Origin of the sequence: Amycolatopsis sp. NPDC059027, from assembly GCF_042739735.1 — a bacterium.
In the GTDB taxonomy this organism is placed as follows: Bacteria; Actinomycetota; Actinomycetes; order Mycobacteriales; family Pseudonocardiaceae; genus Amycolatopsis.
On the sequence record NZ_JBHYIK010000089.1, the window covers coordinates 1 to 18114 of the forward strand.

The following is an 18114-nucleotide window of genomic DNA, read 5'->3' on the forward strand; positions in this document are numbered from 1 at the left end:
AGCACTCGCCCGGCGGGGCTTGGCGGGTGATCGGTGAGGCCCCCATCCCCCGCGTGGAGCCGTGTTACGGGGCCCTTCACCGCGTTCGGCGGGGCCGGGGTGCGTAGTGCTCAAGGGCTCGCCGTGGCGGCCGGGGCTTCACGCTGCGGCCGTGGCTGTCGCGAACGCTCCGTTCGAGACGCTCATCGTCGGCAACGGAGCGTTCACGGCATGGAGGGACGCCCCCGATGCACCCAACGCACCCAGGGACGCCCTTGTCGCCCCCAGGCCGGCGCACCGAAGGCATCCTCCAGCACATCCACGGCCCCAGAACCCGTAGTGAGAAAACCTCACTGCGGAATGCCGTGGTGGTTCAGGAAAGCGGCCACGAACGAATCCACTCCGGAATCCCGCCTTCGAGATTCACGCCTTTCTCCAGGAAGGCGATGTTGTGGTAGACGTACATGCCCGCCAAGGAGGACGCGGGTCCGCCGGGCTCCGCCTCGGCCTTCCCCGTCCATTCTTCGTGGTGCAGTTCGTCGATGAGGCGTTTCAGGAGCCCGACGGAGGTGCCCGGTCCCCCTTCACCGCCCTCCGTGCCCCCGTATCCCGGAACGTAAGTGGTCCACAGATCTTCGATGACGTAGAAGCCGCCCGGTCGCACGTACGGGAACAACGCGGCGAAAGTGATCAGCACGTGCTCGTTCTGATGACTGCCGTCGTCGATGACGATGTCGTACGGGCCGTCCCTTTCGGCCAGCGCGACCAGTGTGTCCACATCGGACTGATCGGCGGTGATCGTCCTGATGCGGGGCGCGTCGAGACCGTTCTTCGGGTAGACGTCCATGCCGTGCACGATGCCCCGGCGGAAGTAGCGCTTCCACAGTTTCAGCGACTGGCCGCCCTCGTCCGGGTCCTGGAACCCGCCGATCCCGATCTCCAGCACGCGCACCGGCCGGTCCCGGAACCGGCGGAAGTGCCGTTCGTAGTGCGGGGTGAACCAGTGCAGCCCGCCCCACTTGTCGGCGCCGTACCGGACCGCGTACTCCTCCAGCGAGCCCCGCTCGGGATCGGTCCCGCCGAACAACGCGTTCGCGGCGCGATGGACCTGGTCCACCATCCCGGGCTCCGGAACCGTCGTCGCCTCGCGCGGCTGGCCGTAGAGCGGCACGGTCCGGCGTCCGGCGTTGGCGGCGCCCGTGGGCAGGCCGAACAGGGTACGCACGAGCTGGGTGGCGGTGTACTCCACCAGCATGCCCGGTTCCCCGGACGGCGCGCCGCGCGCCACGTCGATCGGCCGTCCCGCCCGCAGTGTCAGCACGAAGCTTTCCCGCTCGTCCCCGTCGACGACGTCCACGGCGATGCGGACCGGCTCGGAATTGGTGGGATCGTCCGCGCGAAAGACGAGTTCGTCGATCAGCAGCGGGGCCGTCACGGCAAGAGGCGTACCCGCCAGGGTCTCCCGCAGGCGCCCACCGTCGTCCGCGACGTCGATCAGGCGTTCCAGCAGCGCGGTCGCCCGCGCGGCTTCTCCACTCATTTGGTCATCCTCACGGTCGGCCTCGGCGCTTCTCGCGCTTTTCGGCACACGATCACATCGACGAGTCTCCCTGCATATCTACCGCGAATCCCTCGAACTCCGCTGAAGTGCGAACAAAAGGGATTCCGGCGAATCGGATCGCGGATTCCACTATGGCGCACCAGGCCGAGCTGGTAGCGTAGGTGACGCCACCGGCGGAATCGGCCGGTGCTGCGAGATTTGTCTCCGCGAACCCGTTCCGGTCTTTCGTGAGTTCGGTGCGGGAATCATCGGCCAGTAGTCTGGGAAAGGGGGACGCACAGTGCGCGTACTACTCTCGACCGTCGGCACCCGCGGCGACGTCCAACCGTTGGTGACGCTGGCGTCGCAACTGGAGGAACTCGGCGGGCAGGTACGCATCTGCGCCCCGCCCGACTTCCGCGACTGGATCACCGGGCTCGGCATCCCGTTCGCCCCGCTCGGATCGCGGCTGGACGACGAGGCGGCGGGGGCGTCGGTCGCCTGGCACGAACTGACCGCCGACGAGCGGAACCGGCTGGCCGAGAAGATGGTGGCGGCCCGGTTCGGCGCGATCCTCGAAGCCGCCCGGGACTGCGACGTGGTGCTGGGTTTCGCGCCGCTGCAGGTCGCCGCCCGGTCCGTGGCCGAGAAACTGGGCCTCCCCTACGTCTACGCGACGCACTGTCCGGCGACGCTCCCGTCCGCCCACCACGCCCCGCCGCTCCTGCCGGGACAGTCGCCCGCTCCCGGGCCGGTGGACAACCGCGCCCTGTGGGAGGAGGACGCGCGCGGCTGGCAGGAAACCTTCGGCGCCGCGCTCAACACGCAGCGCGTCGCGGCCGGGTTGCCCCCGGTTTCCGATGTGCGAAGCCACATCTTCACCGACCGGCCGTGGCTGGCCGCCGACCCGGCGCTCGGGCCGTGGCCCGAACCCGGGGACGGCACGGTGTTCCAGCCGGGCGCGTGGCTCCCGCGGGACGAACGCCCGCTGTCGCCCGAGCTGACGGCGTTCCTCGACGCGGGCGCCCCTCCGGTCTACTTCGGATTCGGCAGCATGCCCGCTCCCCAGGAGTTCAGCAGGGTGGTGATCGAGGCGGCGCGCTCGCTCGGCCACCGCGTGGTCCTTTCGCACGGCTGGGCCGGACTGTCCCCGATCGACGACCGGCCCGACTGCCTGGCGATCGGGGAAGCCAACCTGCGCGCGCTGTTCGGCCGGGTCGCCGCCGTCGTCCACGCCGGCAGCTCGGGCACCCTCACCCTGGCGGCGCTGGCCGGCGCACCCCAGGTCGTCCTTCCGCAGGCCTGGGACCACTTCTACTGGGCAGAGCGGATCGACGAGCTCGGCATCGGAAGCGCACACGCACCCGGCGCACCGACCGTCGGCTCGCTGGCCGCCGCTCTCGAACGGGCCCTCGCGCCCGCCGTGGTGGCCAGGGCCAGAGCGTTCCCGGTCCGCACCGACGGGGCCGCGATCGCCGCGGAACGCCTGTCCGCACTGGGAACCGCGGCAAGGAGGTCGCACACATGACAGCGCTCACCTGGGACACCCACCCCGACCACACCTGGCTGCGCGGGCAGGCACCCGACCATCCGGTCGAGTACGACGAGCACCACGAGTACTGGAAGGTCTTCGGCCACGCCGAAGCGCTCGAAGTCCTCGGCGATCCCGGCCGTTTCTCCTCCGACCTGTCGCGGATCTCCCCGGAGTTCGCCAGCGAACTCGACGACGGCAGCCTGATCAGGGTGGACCCGCCGGAGCACCGCAAGCTGCGTACCATCGTCAACCACGCGTTCACCCCGAAGACGGTGGACGATCTGGCACCCCGTATCGACGCTCTGGCCACGGAACTGCTCGACGCGGTCACCACCGGTTCCTGGGACCTGGTGACCGAACTGGCCTATCCGCTGCCCGCGATCGTGATCGCCGAACTGCTCGGGGTACCGGCCAGTGACCGGGAGCTGTTCCGCGAATGGGCCAACGCCATGGTGGAGAGCACCATGGAACCGCCGACGAACGAAGCGGAAGCCACCGAAACCCGCGACGAGTTCGAAACGCTCATGGCGAAGTGGCGGCCGATGCTGGACTACCTGCGCGAGCACGCCGTCCAGCGGCGGCACAGCCCCCGCGACGATCTGCTGACCCATCTGGTGGAAGCCGAAGTGGACGGTGAGCGGCTGACCGACCAGCAGGTGGTCAACTTCGCCAACGTACTGTTGTTCGCCGGGCACATCAGCACCACGATGCTGCTGGGCAACACGGTCCTGTGCCTGGACGCCTTCCCGGAGCAGCTGGCCAAGGTCCGGGCCGACCGGTCCCTCGTCCCGGCGGCGCTCGAGGAGTCGCTGCGGTTCCTCACCCCGTTCGCGGAGACCATGCGGGTCACGACCACGGAGGTGGAACTGGGCGGGCGGGCCATCCCGCCGGGGCGGCTCGTCCGGCTCTGGCTGGCGGCCGCGAACCGCGACGAGCGCGTGTTCGACCGGCCGCACCAGTTCGACGTGGGCCGGAATCCCAACCCCCACATCGGTTTCGGCCGCGGCATCCACTTCTGCCTCGGTGCCCCGCTCGCCCGGCTGGAGGGCCGGATCGTGCTGAACCTGCTGCTGGACCGGTTCGCGGAGCTGCGGACCGATCCGGCGAATCCCCCGGCTTTCGTCTCCTCGCCCGACTTCACCGGAGTCCGCACCCTGCCGGTGCTGACCCGCTGAGCCCCGCCCCGGACACGGCCGGAGCGTAGTGGGCCGATCGGACGTCAGTTCTTCTTCAGCTCCTCGGCGAGCATCACGATGATGCCGCTGGGACCGCGGACGTACGTGAGCTTGTAGATGTCCTCATAGGTGGCCACGCCGCGAAGCGGACGGCATCCGTGTTTCGCGGCTGTCTCAAGGGCTTTGCCGATGTCGTCGACCGAGAAGGCGACGCGGTGCATGCCGATCTCGTGGGGACGAGTGGGATTCGACTCGATCGCCTGGGGGTGGATGTACTCGAAGAGCTCAAGGCGACCGTGACCGTCCGGCGTCTGGAGCATCGCGATGTTGGCGTGGTTGCCATCGAGGCCGACGGCGGTGTCGGTCCACTCACCACTGACCGTGTCGCGGCCGACGACCGTGAGACCGAGGTCTGTGAAAAAGGCGATCGCCGCTTCGAGATCGCGAACGGTGATGCCGACGTTCTCAAGTTTGATGGGCATGTGCTGCATGCTACCGAGTAGCTCCGGTGGCGAGCCGGGGCTCGATCCTTTTGTCCGACACGACCTAGTGGCGAGCGAGCACGTCGTGCAGGGCACGGCGCAGCTCGTCGCCCGGATTGCCGGGCAGGCCGGTGGCGCGCCAGGCGACGATGCCGTCCGGCCGGACGAGACTCGCGCCGGTGCCGGTGATGCCGTAGCTGTCCAGGAACCGGCGCTCGACGTCCTGGAGCTCGGCGCCGATCCGGTGCACGGCGAGATCGACCGGCACCACGTCCGCCGCCGCCTTGGCCGCCGTCACCCACTCCTCCCCCTCGGGCCCGGCCAGCAGGACGAAGGCACCGGTGAACAGGTCGAGCGTGGAGATCCGCGTACGGTCGCCGCGCAACCACACATGCGGTGCCCGCAGGCCGGGCCGCCCGCTGGGCGCACGGGGATCCTCCAGCGGAGAGTCCGGTGTGGACGCTTCGGCGAGCACGGCCGCCGACGTGTACCGGTAGCCGAAGGTCACGGTGTTGTCGTCGAGCTCCGCGATTTCGGCGGCATCGCCCTTCTGCCGCGCCCGCAGCAGCCGCGTCGAATGGCCCAGGACGACCCGCGCGACCGGGCGGCGCTCCTGTTCGTAGGTGTCGAGCAACGCGGGATCGGCCTGCCCTCGCAACACGGCGGCCAGCTTCCACGCGAGGTTGTGCGCGTCGGCGATTCCCGTGTTCGCGCCGAGGGAACCCACCCGGGGCAGCACGTGCGCCGCGTCGCCCGCGACGAACACCCGGTCCGCCCGATACCGCCGCGCGACCCAGCCCTCGGTTCTGACCCGGGTCAGCTTCTGGGCCCAGCCCGCCGCCAGCGGAACCAGCGTCACCGCGAGGTCCGGTACTCCGACCGCCTGGCGGACCAGCTCGACACAGAACTCTTCCGGCACCTGGCCGAGATCTCCGGTCAGCCCCGGGTGGTCCGGCACGCCGAGCATCCACCGGCCCCGCTGCCGCATCGGCGCGAGCATCGTCCCGGTCACCGGTTTGTCGAGATAGGCCACCAGGAACCGGCGCCCGCGAAGCACGGCGCCGAGATCGGCTTCGAAGACGAAGTGCACCGAGTTGTGCAGCACACCGGGGCCGTCGGCGTGGATGCCGAGCCCGCTGCGGATACCGGCGCGACGACCGTCCGCCGCGACGAGGTAGTCGGCGGAAACGCGGTACTCGGCACCGCCGTGGAGACTGCGCACCACGGCCGAAACGCCGTCGGGGCCGGCGTCGAAGCGGATCATCTCGGTCCCGAAGCGCAGATCGGCTCCGGCGTCCTCGGCGCGGGCCCGCAGCAGCCGCTCCAGTTCGTCCCGGTCGATCATGGCCCACGGGCTGGCACTCACCGACGACGGCGGGTGGGTGACCGCGGTGCCGCTGAACCGCGGCTCTCCGTTCAGGGTGTCCATGCCGATGATCGCCGGGTGCCGGGCCAGCATCGACTGCCTGCCGAGGATTTCGCGCTCCACGCCGTGCGCGCGGTAGATCTCCAGCGACCGCGAGTTCAGCGCCCACACCTTCGGGACGATCGCCGTGCGCGGATGCCGTTCGACCAGCATCGGGCGAAATCCCTGGCGGGCGAGGAAGAACGCCGTGGAAAGCCCGGTGACGCCGCCACCCACGATCAGCACCGGAGCCCGGCAGTCCTGCCCTGTCATCGAGCCGACGCCCCGTGCTGTTCACTGTCCACAAGGGACTCTCCGGCAGCCGCCCCCTTCGGTATCGAGACCGCGGCGAGCAGCGTGATCAGCAGTACCCCGACGCTGACCGCGATCGTCACGGCGGTGGCCGTCGCGGAGCCGCTTCCCTGGAGACTGAAGAACACCGTGCCGGACACGGCGATGCCGCTCGCCGTGCCGAGCTGGAGGTTGGTGCCCACCAGCCCGGAAGCGGCCCCGGCCTCCTCCGGGACGACCTCGGCCAGGGACAGCGTGAACACCAGGTTCATCACCGCCCCGATCCCCAGGCCGAACACGAACGTGGGCACCGGCGGCACCCAGGCCGCCAGCGCGCTGCCGAGACCGGCCACGAGCACCGCCAGCGCTGCCAGGCCGGCCAGCGCCAGTACCACGCCGGTGGTGACGACGGGCTTCTGCCCGAACCGTTTGGCCAGCCGCACCGCGGCGAAGTTGCTCGCGACGGTGCCCAGCGCACCGGGCAGCAGGAAGACGAGCGCGACCAGCAACGGCGGATATCCCAGCCCCAGCTGCAGATGCAGGTTGAGGACGAAGAACACGCCCATCCCGATGCTGAGGGTGAACAGGATGGCCAGCCCCGACCGCAGCGTCCGGTAGCGCAGCAGCGTGGGCGGGATCAGCGGCTCGCCGCCGCGTCGCGACTGCGCGCGCTGCTGGCGCGCGAACAGCCAGAACAGTGGGATGGCGGCCACGAACAAGACGATCACCCAGACCGGCCAGCCCAGTTCCCGCCCTTGCACCAGGGGGTAGAACAGTGCGAACAACGCGGCCACCAGCAACACCAGCCCGCGGGAATCGATGCGGTGGCTCAGCGCGCCCTTGCGCGCCGGGATCGTCCAGACGATCCCGGCCACCACGAGGACCCCGAGTGGCACGTTGATCAGGAAGATGGCCCGCCAGCTGGTACCGAACAGGTTTCCCTGGGTGAGCGCGCTGCCCAGCAGCGGCCCCGCGATGTTGCCGAGCGTGAACGAGGCCGTGTAGAAGGCTGTCGCCTTCGTGCGTTCCTCCTCGGGGAACTCGGTGTAGATGTACGACAGCACCTGCGGCACCATCAGCCCGGAGCTGATGCCCTGCAGTACCCGGGCCGCGATCAGCACGCCCACGTTCGGCGCGAGCCCCGCCGCCAGGGAAACGATCGTGAACAGCACCAGGCCCGTCAGGAACAGCCGTTTGACGCCGTAGCGGTCGCCCAGCCTGCCACCGGTGATGAGGGTGAGGGCCAGCGCCAGCGCGTAACCCGCCGAAATCCATTGCAGTGCGGCCTCACCGCCACCCAGCTGGTTGTGGATGACCGGCAGCGCGACCGTCACGATCTGGTTGTTCATCAGGTCCACCAGCGTCGCGCAGATCACCACCCCCAAACCCCACCACCGCAACGCGAACCTGGGCACGGCCGTCTACCTCCCACAGAGCCACACAGAGACACCGGCGCGCGTCGCCGCGCCCGGCTGAACCGATTCCCAGCATCGGGCATGACCCGACGCGGAGTCAACCATGTACATGAATAAACTTGTCATCCGGTTATTAAGCTCGCCCGCGGGCACCGGCCCCGCCTGCTTCAGCCCCGCCCGAGGCCGGTTCCACCGCGGTGCGATGGACTCGGCGTGGCACCGGCCGCGGCGTACCCGAGGCGAGGTCCGGGCTGCCGACCGATCCCTGCGGCAAGGAGTTCCCCCGTGCATGACAACCATCGAGCAGCCGAAGTCCTGGTGAACGTGGCAGCGGGCAGCGACGACGAGATTTCCACCGCGATCGACGCCATCGGCTTCCCTGCCGCCGCGCACTACCTGCTCGGCGAACTGACCGAACGCTGCAACCAGGTCACCGTTCCCACGAGGACAGCGGTACACCTCAGCGTGGGCTGGACGACGCGGAATCACGACCACGGCTTCGTCTTCGACGACAAAGGCATGACCGCGGCCGCGGGAACACCCGAGGACCCACAGGTGCGCATCGAGATCCCGGTCGCCGATCTCACCCGGCTGCTCCTGGCGCCCGAACGGCTCCGCGGCACGGCCCAGTGGAGGCACCGCATGCTCCCGGAGTTTCCGGAGCTCGCGACCGACAACGGAGCCGCGGCGCTCGCCGGGAAGATCGATCCCATCGGCTGCGTCGGCAAAGCGACGCAGGCGATCCTCGGCGGCGCCGGCGAAACGCCGAGCCTGCAGGAACTCGCGGTGCGCTACGGTTCGGACAAGTGGGGCAGCACGCACTGGTACACCCCCCACTACGAGCACCATTTCCGGCCGTGGCAGGAGGAACCGGTCAGGATTCTGGAGATCGGCATCGGAGGGTACGGCGAGACCGAGTACCAGGGCGGCTCGCTGCACATGTGGCAACGCTACTTCCGGCGAGGCCTGGTCTTCGGTGTCGACATCACCGAAAAGAAGGTGTCCGGGCCACGGATCCGCACTTTCCAGGGCGACCAGAACGACCCGGAGTTCCTCACCGGCCTGGCAGGCGAAATCGGTCCGCTGGACATCGTCATCGACGACGGAAGTCACGTGAGCGAGCACATCCTGACCTCGTTCGGGACGCTCTTCCCGCTGTTGAAACCGGGAGGACTGTACGTCATCGAGGACCTGCAGACGTCCTATTGGGGAAACTACGGCGGAAACGCGCGGGACGTCGACTCGCCGCTGACTTCCGTCGGCTTCCTCAAGACGCTCGTCGACGGCCTCCACCACCAGGAACGTGTGGACCGGAGCGGCGAGCCCTCGTACACCGAGCAGCACGTCACCGGGCTGCACTTCTACCACAACATCTGCTTCGTCAAGAAGGGCGCCAACAACGAATGCGGCCCCGACTGGCTTCGCCAGTTCGGCTTCGACCCTCGCTAGCCGGGGTTCGCCGTGAAGGCCTCCTTGCCGGCCGTGAGCGCCGGCAAGGAGGCCTTCACGGTCCATCAATCCACAAAGGACACCACAACGCGGGCGGTGCGGGTCAGTCCCTGGTGGCCAGCACCATGCGGACGCTGCCCTCGGCGAAATCCTCGTCCGTGTTCACGCGCACGCGGTAGCCCCGCCCGGAAAGCAACGACGTGACCTGGTCCAGCTGGCCGTCGATGTCGTGCACTTCGACCACGGCCCGGTGGATGCCGGGCCACTGGCCGTCTTCCACTCCGCTCAGGACGTCGAGTTCCGCGCGCTCCACGTCGATCTTCAACAGCGCCACCTCGTCCAGGCGGCGTTCGGTCAGCTCGCGCCCCAGCGTGGTCACCGGCACCGTGACCCGCTCGGGGTTGGCCCGGAACGTCGGCCAGAACTCCGAGCGCATGTCGTCGGGCACGTTCCGGTGGTTCAGCGCCGACTCCATGTTCCGCACGTCGTCGGCGTCGTCCACGAAGAGCGTCGACATCGTCGTGTGCCCCGGGTAGTAGGTGAGTTCCGCGGTGCCGGGCCGGGCACCGACCGCGGTCTGCGCGACGGCCATCGTGGGCAGGTGGCGCGCCCGGTTGATCTCGAGACACGCGAACGAACGAGGCGCGGGCTCGAACCCGACGATCTCGACCCCCGGCACCAGTTCGGTGAACAACAGGGCGGTGAGACCGATGTGGGCGCCGACGTCGACGATCAGGTCACCGGGGCCGAGGCCGGCGACGGCCTCGGTGTACAACGCGCTGGTGCGGATCTGTTCCCAGACGATCTCGGTTTCGAACGCGGCATCGCAGGCGATCCTGCGTCCCCCGCCGATCTCGATCTCGCTGAACTCATTTACCGAGTTGGTTGTCATGCCTCACCTCGCTGTCTTCACGGCCACTATCGGTACGGTCTTCGTCGACGCCATCGAGCGCGTAGCGCGGTGCGTAGCGCTCGATGACGCGGTTCAGGTAACGCTCGCCGCCGAGTTCCGCGGCGAGGCCGGGCAGTCGCCGCCGCAGCTTCGCGATCGACACCAGGGTCGGCCCGCGGGCGTCGTGGACGACCTGCCGGGCGACCTTCGTCCGCAGCCTGCGCTCGATCTGGTCCACAATGGACTCGATGGGATACGGGGTACCGCTGGCGACGTTGACGATCTCGCGGTTCACCCCGGCGTCGAGCAGGCCGACCAGCGAAGCGCGGACGTCACTGACGTCGATGAGATCCCGGTACGCCCCGGCGTGCACCCGGACGACTCCGGTCCGGAGCTGGCCGACCAGGTTGGGCAGCAGATGCCACGGGGGCTGGTCCCCGCCCACCACATGGCTCAGCCGCAGTACCAGCCAATCCCGCAGGGACGTCGAGACCATCAGTTCGAGTTCGCGCTTGTGCCTGCCGTAATGCGCCGCCGGCACGATCGTCGCGTCCTCGGTGGCCGGTTCGGAGGTCGACCCGTACATCGCGTACGAGGCCGTGGACAGGAAGACCAGCAGCCTGCCCTCCTGTTGGCAGCGGGTGACGACCCGGCGGACCAGCTCCTTCTCCCGTGCGAACTCGTCGGGGGAAACCGACCGGCTTTTCGACACGCCGGCCGCGAGCACGGTCACCCCGGCGAAGCGCGCCGTCGCCGGGCCGAGGTTCCGTGCGATGAACCCGTTTCCGACTATGTTCATCACGCGGCTTTCGTCGAAGCGCGCACGAGCCGCTCCAGCTCGGCGACGACGGCGCTCGGCGGCGGCGCCGACTCGATCTCGTCCCGCAGCCGCCGTGCCCCGGCGGTGAACCCCGGGTCCTCCAGCACCGACGCGAAAGCCTGCCGGAGGCCGTCGATGTCGGCCTGGCGTTCGCGGCTGCCGATCGAGAGCCCGGCGCCCGCCTCCTCGATCCGCCTGCCGTAGTCGAACTGGTCGAACCACTGCGGCAGAACGACCTGGGGCAGGCCGAAGGAGGTCGCGGTGAGCCCGACACCGCCACCCCCGAGCAGGACCACGAGATCGCAGCCGCCCAGGAAGAGGTTGAGCGGAAGCTGTTCCACCACCCGGAAACTCGCGGGCAGCGGTCCCACCCGCTCGCGGTCCGCCGCGGTGAGGGCGACCGTCGTCTCCACGTCGGGAATCCCGTCGAGGGCCGCCACGGCGCGCAGGACCGGTGCCGGTCCGCAGGTCGGCACGAGCGTCCTGCCAGGGCAGAGGCAAACCCGTTTGCGCCCCGCGCCGGTCAGCGCCCACTGCGGGAACACACCCGGCCCGTTGAAGGGGAGGTACCGCATCGGGATGCCGGGAACGGCGCTCTCGTGCTGGAGGCTCGGCGGGCACGGGTCGATGATGAACTCGGGATCCGGCAGCTCCGGCAGGCCGAGTTCCGCGCACAACGGGCCGAGCTGCCGTCGTGCCCGCTCGCGGAACGCCTCCCCGGTGGGGTCGACACCCCATCGGTGCGTCACGGTCGGGACGCCGAGCACCCCGCCGAGGGGACGCGCGATGATCGCGGTGTGGTCGGCGAGGACGAGGTCCGGGCGCCAGGCCTCGGCGAACCGGCGATAGTCGGCGAGGTGGTCGATGGCGTAGGTCGACTGCATGTCCGCGATCAGCTCCATGAGCACGCGGCTGCGGTCGGCGTCTTCCCGTTCGGCCCACTCCGGAGCGGGGAAGGTGTCTTCGGGGACGGTCTGCGCGGCACCCTCGAACCGCTTCGCCGAGCCGAGCTCGATGAAGCCGAGTCCGGCGCTCAGCGTTGTCTCTTCGATGTCCGCCGGACCGGCGACGAGCAGCTCGTGACCGGCCGAGCGCAGCGCCCAGCACAGGGGTACCAGCGCGAGGAGGTGGGTCGCGGCCATTGCCGGGGGAATTACCAGCACTCGCACAAGAAGTTCTCCTTCGTGCCTCGCGGACAGGGCGGACGAGGTCACAGGACTCGTCCGGATCAGCCTCACGGGTGCGCCTAGCACGGACCTCGATTCGGGCCGGAGGCGAGCGCCCGCGGACGGCCCCCGTCCATCCACATAGGACTGATCCGGCCCCTGGCGGCCCGGACGTGCTTCAGCCGCGCCCGAGGTCCGTTCCACCGGAGTGGGCTGGACTCGACGTGGACCGGCCGCGGCGTACCACCGCGCGGCGCATCCCGACGTGACACCCGAGGAGAACGGCAATGGTCCAGATGTCGCCGCAACCACTACCGTTGAACCGGCGCAGCCCGCTGGAGCCGCCTGCCGGCTATTCCCGGCTGCGCGCCGAAGCCCCCGTCTGCCCGCTGGCACTTCCGGACGGCAACACCGGCTGGCTGGTGAGCCGGTTCGAAGAGGTGTCGGCCGCGCTGGTCCATCCCGCGGTGAGCGCCCGGCGGAAGTTCCAGACCAATGTCTCGTCGGTGACGCTCACCGCCGAGGAATGGGTGGCGTCCGGCTTCGGCGAGGCCTTCATCGGCATGGACCCGCCCGAGCACACCCGCTACCGGCGGCTGCTGACCGGGCAGTTCACCGTGCGCAGGCTCAAGGCGCTCGAGCCGCGGATCGAACGGATCGTGGACGAGCACCTCGACGCCTTCGTGGCCGCCGGGCCGCCGGGCGATCTGGTGGCCGGGTTCGCGACGCCCGTGCCCTCGTTGGTGATGTCCGAGCTGCTGGGCATGTCCGCGGAGGACAGCAAGCGCTTCCAGGAGCACGCGGACGTGATGCAGCGGTTCGAGCGGACCCACGACGAGCTGCTCACCGCGATGACCGGCATGGGCACCTGCATGCGCGAGCTGGTGCGGGACAAGCGCGCGCATCCGGACGACGGGCTGATCAGCGCTCTCGTCGAAGCCGAGCCCGAGGACGGCGTGGCGCTGACCGACGAGGAACTGGTGGGAATCGGCAACCTGCTGATGATCGCCGGTTACGCGACCACCTCCAACATGATCGGCATGGGCGTGCTCGCGCTGCTGACACATCGGCCGCAGTGGGAGCTGCTGCGCGAACGTCCCGAACTCGTCGAGCGTGGTGTCGAGGAGATCCTGCGCTATCTCTCGGTCGCCCCGTTCGGCCTGCCGCGCACGGCGAAGACGGACTTCGAGCTCGGCGGGCAGCAGATCCGGGCGGGCGACCCGCTCGTCCTGTCGATCGAGTCCGCCAACCGGGACGCCGACCGGTTCGACGACCCGGACGTGCTGGACGTGGCGCGGGAACCGCGGCGGCACGTCGGTTTCGCCTACGGCGTACACCAGTGCCTCGGTCAGCAACTGGCCCGGCTCGAACTGCGGATCGCCTTCGGCAGGTTGCTCCAGCGCCTGCCAGGGCTCCGGCTGGCCGTTCCGGCCGGCGAGGTTCCGATGCGCGACGACATGCAGATCTACGGACCCCACAAGCTCCCCGTCACCTGGTAGCCGGGAATCGCAGGAAGGATCCCACCATCATGACCGCACTGAACGATCACCGGACCCCGGTACTGATCGTCGGGGGTGGGGTGACGGGACTGTCGATGGCGTTGTTCCTTGCCCGGCAGGGCCTGCGCCCGACCTTGGTCGAACGGCACCCGACGACGGCGATCATGCCACAGGCACGCGCGTTCAACCCCCGGACGCTGGAGATCTACCGGGCCTACGGCCTGGAAGCCGAGATCCGGCAGCGCGTGTCGATCCTCGCCGACATGCCGGACATGATCGGGGCGGCGACGCTGGCCGGCGCGGAGCGCTTCCACCTCACCGCCGACCAGCAGCCGCCCGCCGGACTGAGCCCCACGGACTGGGCGATGATCGACCAGGACGAACTGGAACTCCTGTTGCGCGCCCACGCCGAAGCGGCGGGCGCGGACGTGCGGTTCGCCACCAGCCTGACGTCCTTCGACGAACACGGCGAAGGCGTCGTCGCCACCGTCCGGGAGTCCGGTACCGGGAACGAATACCGCGTGCGGGCCGACTATCTCGTGGCCGCGGACGGCCATCGCGCCGGGATCCGGCATCGGCTCGGGATCGGCGTGGACGGCCCCGGGGTGCTGCACCGGGCCGCGCACTTCCTCTTCGACGCCGACCTCACCGAGGTCCTGCGTGGCCGCCGGTTCCACCTGGCCTACTTCGACGAGCCGGTACCCGGCACCGTCCTGGTGCCGCTACGGCAGTGGGGACGGTGGATGCTCGGTGTGCCCTACGCGTCGAGCGACGAACGCCCCGAGGACTACACCGAGCAGCGCTGCGCCGAACTCGTCCGGCTCGCGACCGGGGTCCCGGACCTCGACCTCGAACTCGTTCCGCCCGTGCCGGGCCGCGTCGACAAGATCACCCACCTCGGCATCGGCGGCTGGGTCGCGCACCGGTATCGAGCGGGCCGGGTCTTCGTCATCGGCGACGCCGCGCACGTGGTGCCCCCGGCGGGTTCCTATGGAGCCAACACCGGGATCGCCGACGCCCACAACCTGGCTTGGAAACTCCTCGCCGTCATCAACGGCCACGCCGGTCCCGCGCTGCTGGACAGCTACGAGACGGAACGGCGCCCCGTCGCGACGGCGACGCTCGACCACGCGCTCGCCCTGCTGCGGGCCCGCCAGGTCGGCGCGGCGGCCGAACTCGACACCGTCGACGACATCACCATGATCTTCGGCTACCGCTACGCCTCCTCCGCCGTCCACACCGAACCCTCCACGACGGACGGTCCCACGCAGGACCCCACCACGTGCACCGGCGAGCCGGGTCTGCGCGCCCCGCACGTTTGGTTGCAGCGCAACGGAACGAAGCTGTCGACCATCGATCTGTACGACGGGGCGTGGTGTGTCCTCGCCGGGCCGGGCGGTACCGCCTGGCGTGCCGCGGCCGAGGCCGCCGCGGCCCGGCTCGGCGTCCCCCTCACCGTCCACCAGCTCGGCACCGACCTGCACGACGCGGACGGCCGGTTCCTGGAGGCCCACGGCATCGGCGGCGCCGGTGTCACCGTCGTCCGCCCCGACGGCTTCGTCGCCTGGCGCAGTGCCGACCTCCCCGCCGATCCCCGCGAGACGCTCACCGGCGCGCTGGCCGGGCTGCTCCGGTCCCCGCTCCCCCGGTGACCGTTCGCCACGAAACGACCGGTCCGGGCGGGCCTCGCGGGCGCTCCCGGACCGGCCGTCACTCAGATAGCTGGTTGACAGGGCGATACCGGATGAGAATCGTTGACCCGGGGGAAGGACGGACGAGGGTATAGCGTCGCCTCCCCATGCCAGCCGTGGTCGGCGCTGCCCACCCGCGTCCCGCTCGCCGACACATCCGCCAGGGCATGGAGGAAGCGCATGGCTGCACGAAGACCGGGCCGGGTGGTCACCCCGCCCCCACGCCGATCACGAAAGGCGTGGTCACGAAGCTGTCCGCGACGCCGTTCCTCGTCCGCCGGGCACCCGGCGTGACGGCGAAGAACCGGCCACACCTGCCAACCATGATCGTTTTGTCGGATATCGTCCCGAAAGAGCCGCTTTCCGCGCACAAGCGTTTCCACGCCGAGCCGAGCCACCGCGCCGCCGCCCCTGCCGGGACACTGATTCCCCGTCATCGCGCCGGGCCACGGGTTCCCGAGTCCCCGCCGCCGGAAGAGCAAGGGCCGTCGTGGCGACGGCGACCGCATTCGGCATCGGCCCGCGAACCTCCCGCGGCGACGCCGGAGCCGGCGACCTCGAATACCGATTAATCGCCCGGCGGGTCTCCTCGCCCGCCCGACGCGGGCACCGGAGATTATTCCCCGCCCACGCCCGGTATTGACGTTTTCGCCGGTATCCGCACACCTTGACAGTCCCGACCATGATCTCTATATTCAGCAATAAAGATCATTATCGAATAAACCTCGATCCGGTTTGTTCGCACATTCTTGTTTTGCCCTGGGGGATCGAATTGGCAGACGAGCATGCCCTGCACACGAATAAACTGCAATTCAGACTACTAGGGCCGATGAGAGTTTCCCTCGGCGGCAGGGACGTCACCCCCAGCGCGCCGAAACTTCGCGAGGTCCTCGCCTTGTTGGTACTGCGGGAAAATCGGCTGGTGTCCACCGGGGATTTGTCGGAGGAGCTGTGGGCGGCCACACCGCCGCCCAGCGCGTCCGTGACGTTGCAGACCTACATCCACCGGTTGCGCAAACTGCTGTTCCCGGCGGGCGCGTCGCTCCCGGCGGGACCGTCGCTGCACACCGGCTGGCGTGGCTACCGGCTGGAGATCGGCACCGAGTGCGTGGACACCAGCCAGTTCGAAAGCCTGGCCGCCCGCGGCGCGATCGCGCTGGACGCGGACAAGCCATGGGAGGCCGCGGAGTTACTGCGTGGCGCGCTCACGCTGTGGCGGGGTGCCGCCATGGGCGATGTCGAGATGGGCAACCTGCTGACCGCGCACGCGGCACGCCTCGAGGAGGGGCGGGTGGGCGCGCTGGAGGCACGCATCGAGGCGGATCTGCAGCTGGGCAGGCACCGCGGGGTGATCAGCGAGCTGCGCGAGCTGGTCATCAAGCTGCCCCTGCACGAAGGCTTCCACCGCCAGCTCATGATGGCGCTCTACCGCGGTCACCGCCGTGACGAGGCGCTCAGCCTCTACCGGACGTTTCGCGACCGGCTGGTCGACGAGCTCGCCCTCGACCCCTCGCCGGCGCTGCAACAGCTGCACCGGTCGCTCCTGACCGGAGCGCTGGAGGACGATCCGGTTCCCGACGTGCCCGCCGACCGTCTCACGGCCACGACACCCGCCCAGCTGCCGTACGACATCTCCGACTTCGTCGGCCGCGACCGGCCGCTCGCGTCGGTGGTCCGCCGGCTGGCATCCGGGGACGGCACCGCGGGCGCGTTGCGGATGGCGCTGGTGACCGGAATACCGGGAGTCGGCAAGACGGCGTTCGCCATCCGGGTGGCCCAGGCGTTGCGCCCGACGTTCTCGGGAGGCCAGTTCTACACCACGCTCGGCGGGTCCACCGGACACCCCGTCGACGCGGCCGTGGTGCTGGGCAAGTTCCTGCGCGCCGCCGGGTTCGCCGAGGGCAGGATACCGGCGGACCTCGAGGATCGGGCGGCGCTGTTCCGCAGCTGGAGCGCGGACCGGGACGTCCTGGTGGTGCTCGACGACGCGGTTTCCGAGGCGCAGGTGGAACCGTTGCTCCCGGCCGGGCCGCGGTGCGCCGTCGTGGTGACAGCAGATCGGGGGCTGCAGGGCCTGGCGGGGGCGCACCTGGTGGCGTTGGCGCCACTGCCCTTCGACGAGGGGCTCGAGCTGCTGGCGACCCTGATCGGCCGGGACCGGCTGGCGGCCGAACGCGCCGAAGCGGCGCGGCTGGTCGAGCTGTGCGGCGGCCTGCCACTGGCCATCCGGTGCGTCGGCGCGCGGCTGCGATCCGCATCCGGCTGGCCGGTGGCCAATATGCGGCGGCATCTGGAATCGAGTGACCGGCCCTTGGATCTGTTGCAGTTCAACGGCTTGAACGTGCGAGCCAGGCTCGCGAACGCGTACCGGTCCATCCCGCCGCAACTCCAGCGCGCCTTTCGCCTGCTCTCGATGTTCGAGGACGGTTCGTTCACCGCCGCCGCCGTGGCACACCAGCTGCACTGCTCCGCGAAACAGGCGGACAAGCTGTTGGCACACCTTGTCGGACACGGCCTGCTGGGCATCAGCGCCGTACCCGACGGCGTCGCTCATTTCCAGCTCCATCCGGTGAACCGGTGGTACGCGGCGGAGCTGCTGAGGGAAGAAGCCGGGCGCGCCGAGCCGAGCCCGCTCGGCGCGCCCGGCTAGTGTCCCCCCCCCGGAAATTGGGACACAAATCCACGGCCCCCCCTTCCCCGGGGGGGGGTTGGGGGGGGCCCCCCGGGCGGTGCACGGACGTGGCGGACCCCGCGCCGAGCCGCACCAAACGAGGTG

Annotated in this window: 13 protein-coding genes; 6 read left to right on the plus strand and 7 right to left on the minus strand. The window is 69.8% G+C overall.

Features of this window, described 5'->3' with window-relative positions:
• Positions 1-352 precede the first annotated feature (352 nt).
• A complete protein-coding gene (locus ACFWY9_RS39295; RefSeq protein WP_378329217.1) occupies positions 353-1519 on the minus strand; it encodes a class I SAM-dependent methyltransferase in 1167 nt (388 codons plus the stop codon).
• Positions 1520-1820: 301 nt separating this feature from the next.
• Here ACFWY9_RS39295 and ACFWY9_RS39300 point away from each other — a divergent pair, with 301 nt between their 5' ends.
• Positions 1821-3047, plus strand: coding sequence for a glycosyltransferase (locus ACFWY9_RS39300; protein WP_378329218.1), 1227 nt, complete (start codon positions 1821-1823; stop codon positions 3045-3047).
• A complete protein-coding gene (locus ACFWY9_RS39305) occupies positions 3044-4228 on the plus strand; it encodes a cytochrome P450 (RefSeq protein ID WP_378329219.1) in 1185 nt (394 codons plus the stop codon). The genes ACFWY9_RS39300 and ACFWY9_RS39305 overlap by 4 nt, the downstream gene beginning before the upstream one ends.
• Positions 4229-4272: 44 nt before the next feature.
• On the opposite strand, the gene ACFWY9_RS39310 is transcribed toward ACFWY9_RS39305, so the two are convergent.
• The 3 genes from ACFWY9_RS39310 to ACFWY9_RS39320 are packed head-to-tail and all read right to left on the minus strand — an operon-like array spanning position 4273 to position 7821.
• Entirely contained in the window at positions 4273-4719 is a 447-nt protein-coding gene (locus ACFWY9_RS39310; protein WP_378341267.1) for a VOC family protein, read from the minus strand.
• Positions 4720-4774: 55 nt separating this feature from the next.
• Positions 4775-6388: an FAD-dependent oxidoreductase gene (locus ACFWY9_RS39315; RefSeq protein WP_378329221.1), complete on the minus strand. Its 1614-nt coding sequence runs from the start codon at positions 6386-6388 to the stop codon at positions 4775-4777.
• A complete protein-coding gene (locus ACFWY9_RS39320) occupies positions 6385-7821 on the minus strand; it encodes an MFS transporter (RefSeq protein ID WP_378341268.1) in 1437 nt (478 codons plus the stop codon). The genes ACFWY9_RS39315 and ACFWY9_RS39320 overlap by 4 nt, the downstream gene beginning before the upstream one ends.
• A gap of 285 nt (positions 7822-8106) precedes the next feature.
• Between ACFWY9_RS39320 and ACFWY9_RS39325 the strand changes: the two genes are divergently transcribed.
• Positions 8107-9270 carry a class I SAM-dependent methyltransferase gene (locus tag ACFWY9_RS39325; RefSeq protein ID WP_378341269.1) on the plus strand — a complete coding sequence of 388 codons (1164 nt, stop codon included), beginning with the start codon at positions 8107-8109 and terminating at the stop codon, positions 9268-9270.
• A 103-nt stretch (positions 9271-9373) separates the two neighbouring features.
• On the opposite strand, the gene ACFWY9_RS39330 is transcribed toward ACFWY9_RS39325, so the two are convergent.
• Genes ACFWY9_RS39330 through ACFWY9_RS39340 form a run of 3 tightly spaced genes read right to left on the minus strand, consistent with a single transcriptional unit; the run spans position 9374 to position 12151 of the window.
• The gene (locus ACFWY9_RS39330) at positions 9374-10162 is read right to left on the minus strand and encodes an FkbM family methyltransferase (RefSeq protein ID WP_378328115.1); all 789 of its coding nucleotides are present in this window, start codon (positions 10160-10162) and stop codon (positions 9374-9376) included.
• Complete coding sequence (locus ACFWY9_RS39335; protein ID WP_378341270.1) at positions 10140-10961, minus strand: NAD-dependent epimerase/dehydratase family protein; 822 nt, start codon at positions 10959-10961, stop codon at positions 10140-10142. The genes ACFWY9_RS39330 and ACFWY9_RS39335 overlap by 23 nt, the downstream gene beginning before the upstream one ends.
• The gene (locus ACFWY9_RS39340) at positions 10961-12151 is read right to left on the minus strand and encodes a nucleotide disphospho-sugar-binding domain-containing protein (RefSeq protein WP_378341271.1); all 1191 of its coding nucleotides are present in this window, start codon (positions 12149-12151) and stop codon (positions 10961-10963) included. The genes ACFWY9_RS39335 and ACFWY9_RS39340 overlap by 1 nt, the downstream gene beginning before the upstream one ends.
• Positions 12152-12435: 284 nt before the next feature.
• Here ACFWY9_RS39340 and ACFWY9_RS39345 point away from each other — a divergent pair, with 284 nt between their 5' ends.
• The 3 genes from ACFWY9_RS39345 (at position 12436) to ACFWY9_RS39355 (ending at position 17988) form a co-directional block, all read left to right on the plus strand.
• Complete coding sequence (locus ACFWY9_RS39345; RefSeq protein WP_378328118.1) at positions 12436-13647, plus strand: cytochrome P450; 1212 nt, start codon at positions 12436-12438, stop codon at positions 13645-13647.
• A gap of 29 nt (positions 13648-13676) precedes the next feature.
• Positions 13677-15299 carry an FAD-dependent oxidoreductase gene (locus ACFWY9_RS39350; RefSeq protein WP_378341272.1) on the plus strand — a complete coding sequence of 541 codons (1623 nt, stop codon included), beginning with the start codon at positions 13677-13679 and terminating at the stop codon, positions 15297-15299.
• An 868-nt stretch (positions 15300-16167) separates the two neighbouring features.
• On the plus strand, positions 16168-17988 hold the full coding sequence (locus ACFWY9_RS39355; RefSeq protein WP_378341273.1) for a BTAD domain-containing putative transcriptional regulator: 1821 nt from the start codon (positions 16168-16170) through the stop codon (positions 17986-17988).
• Positions 17989-18114: the final 126 nt, after the last annotated feature.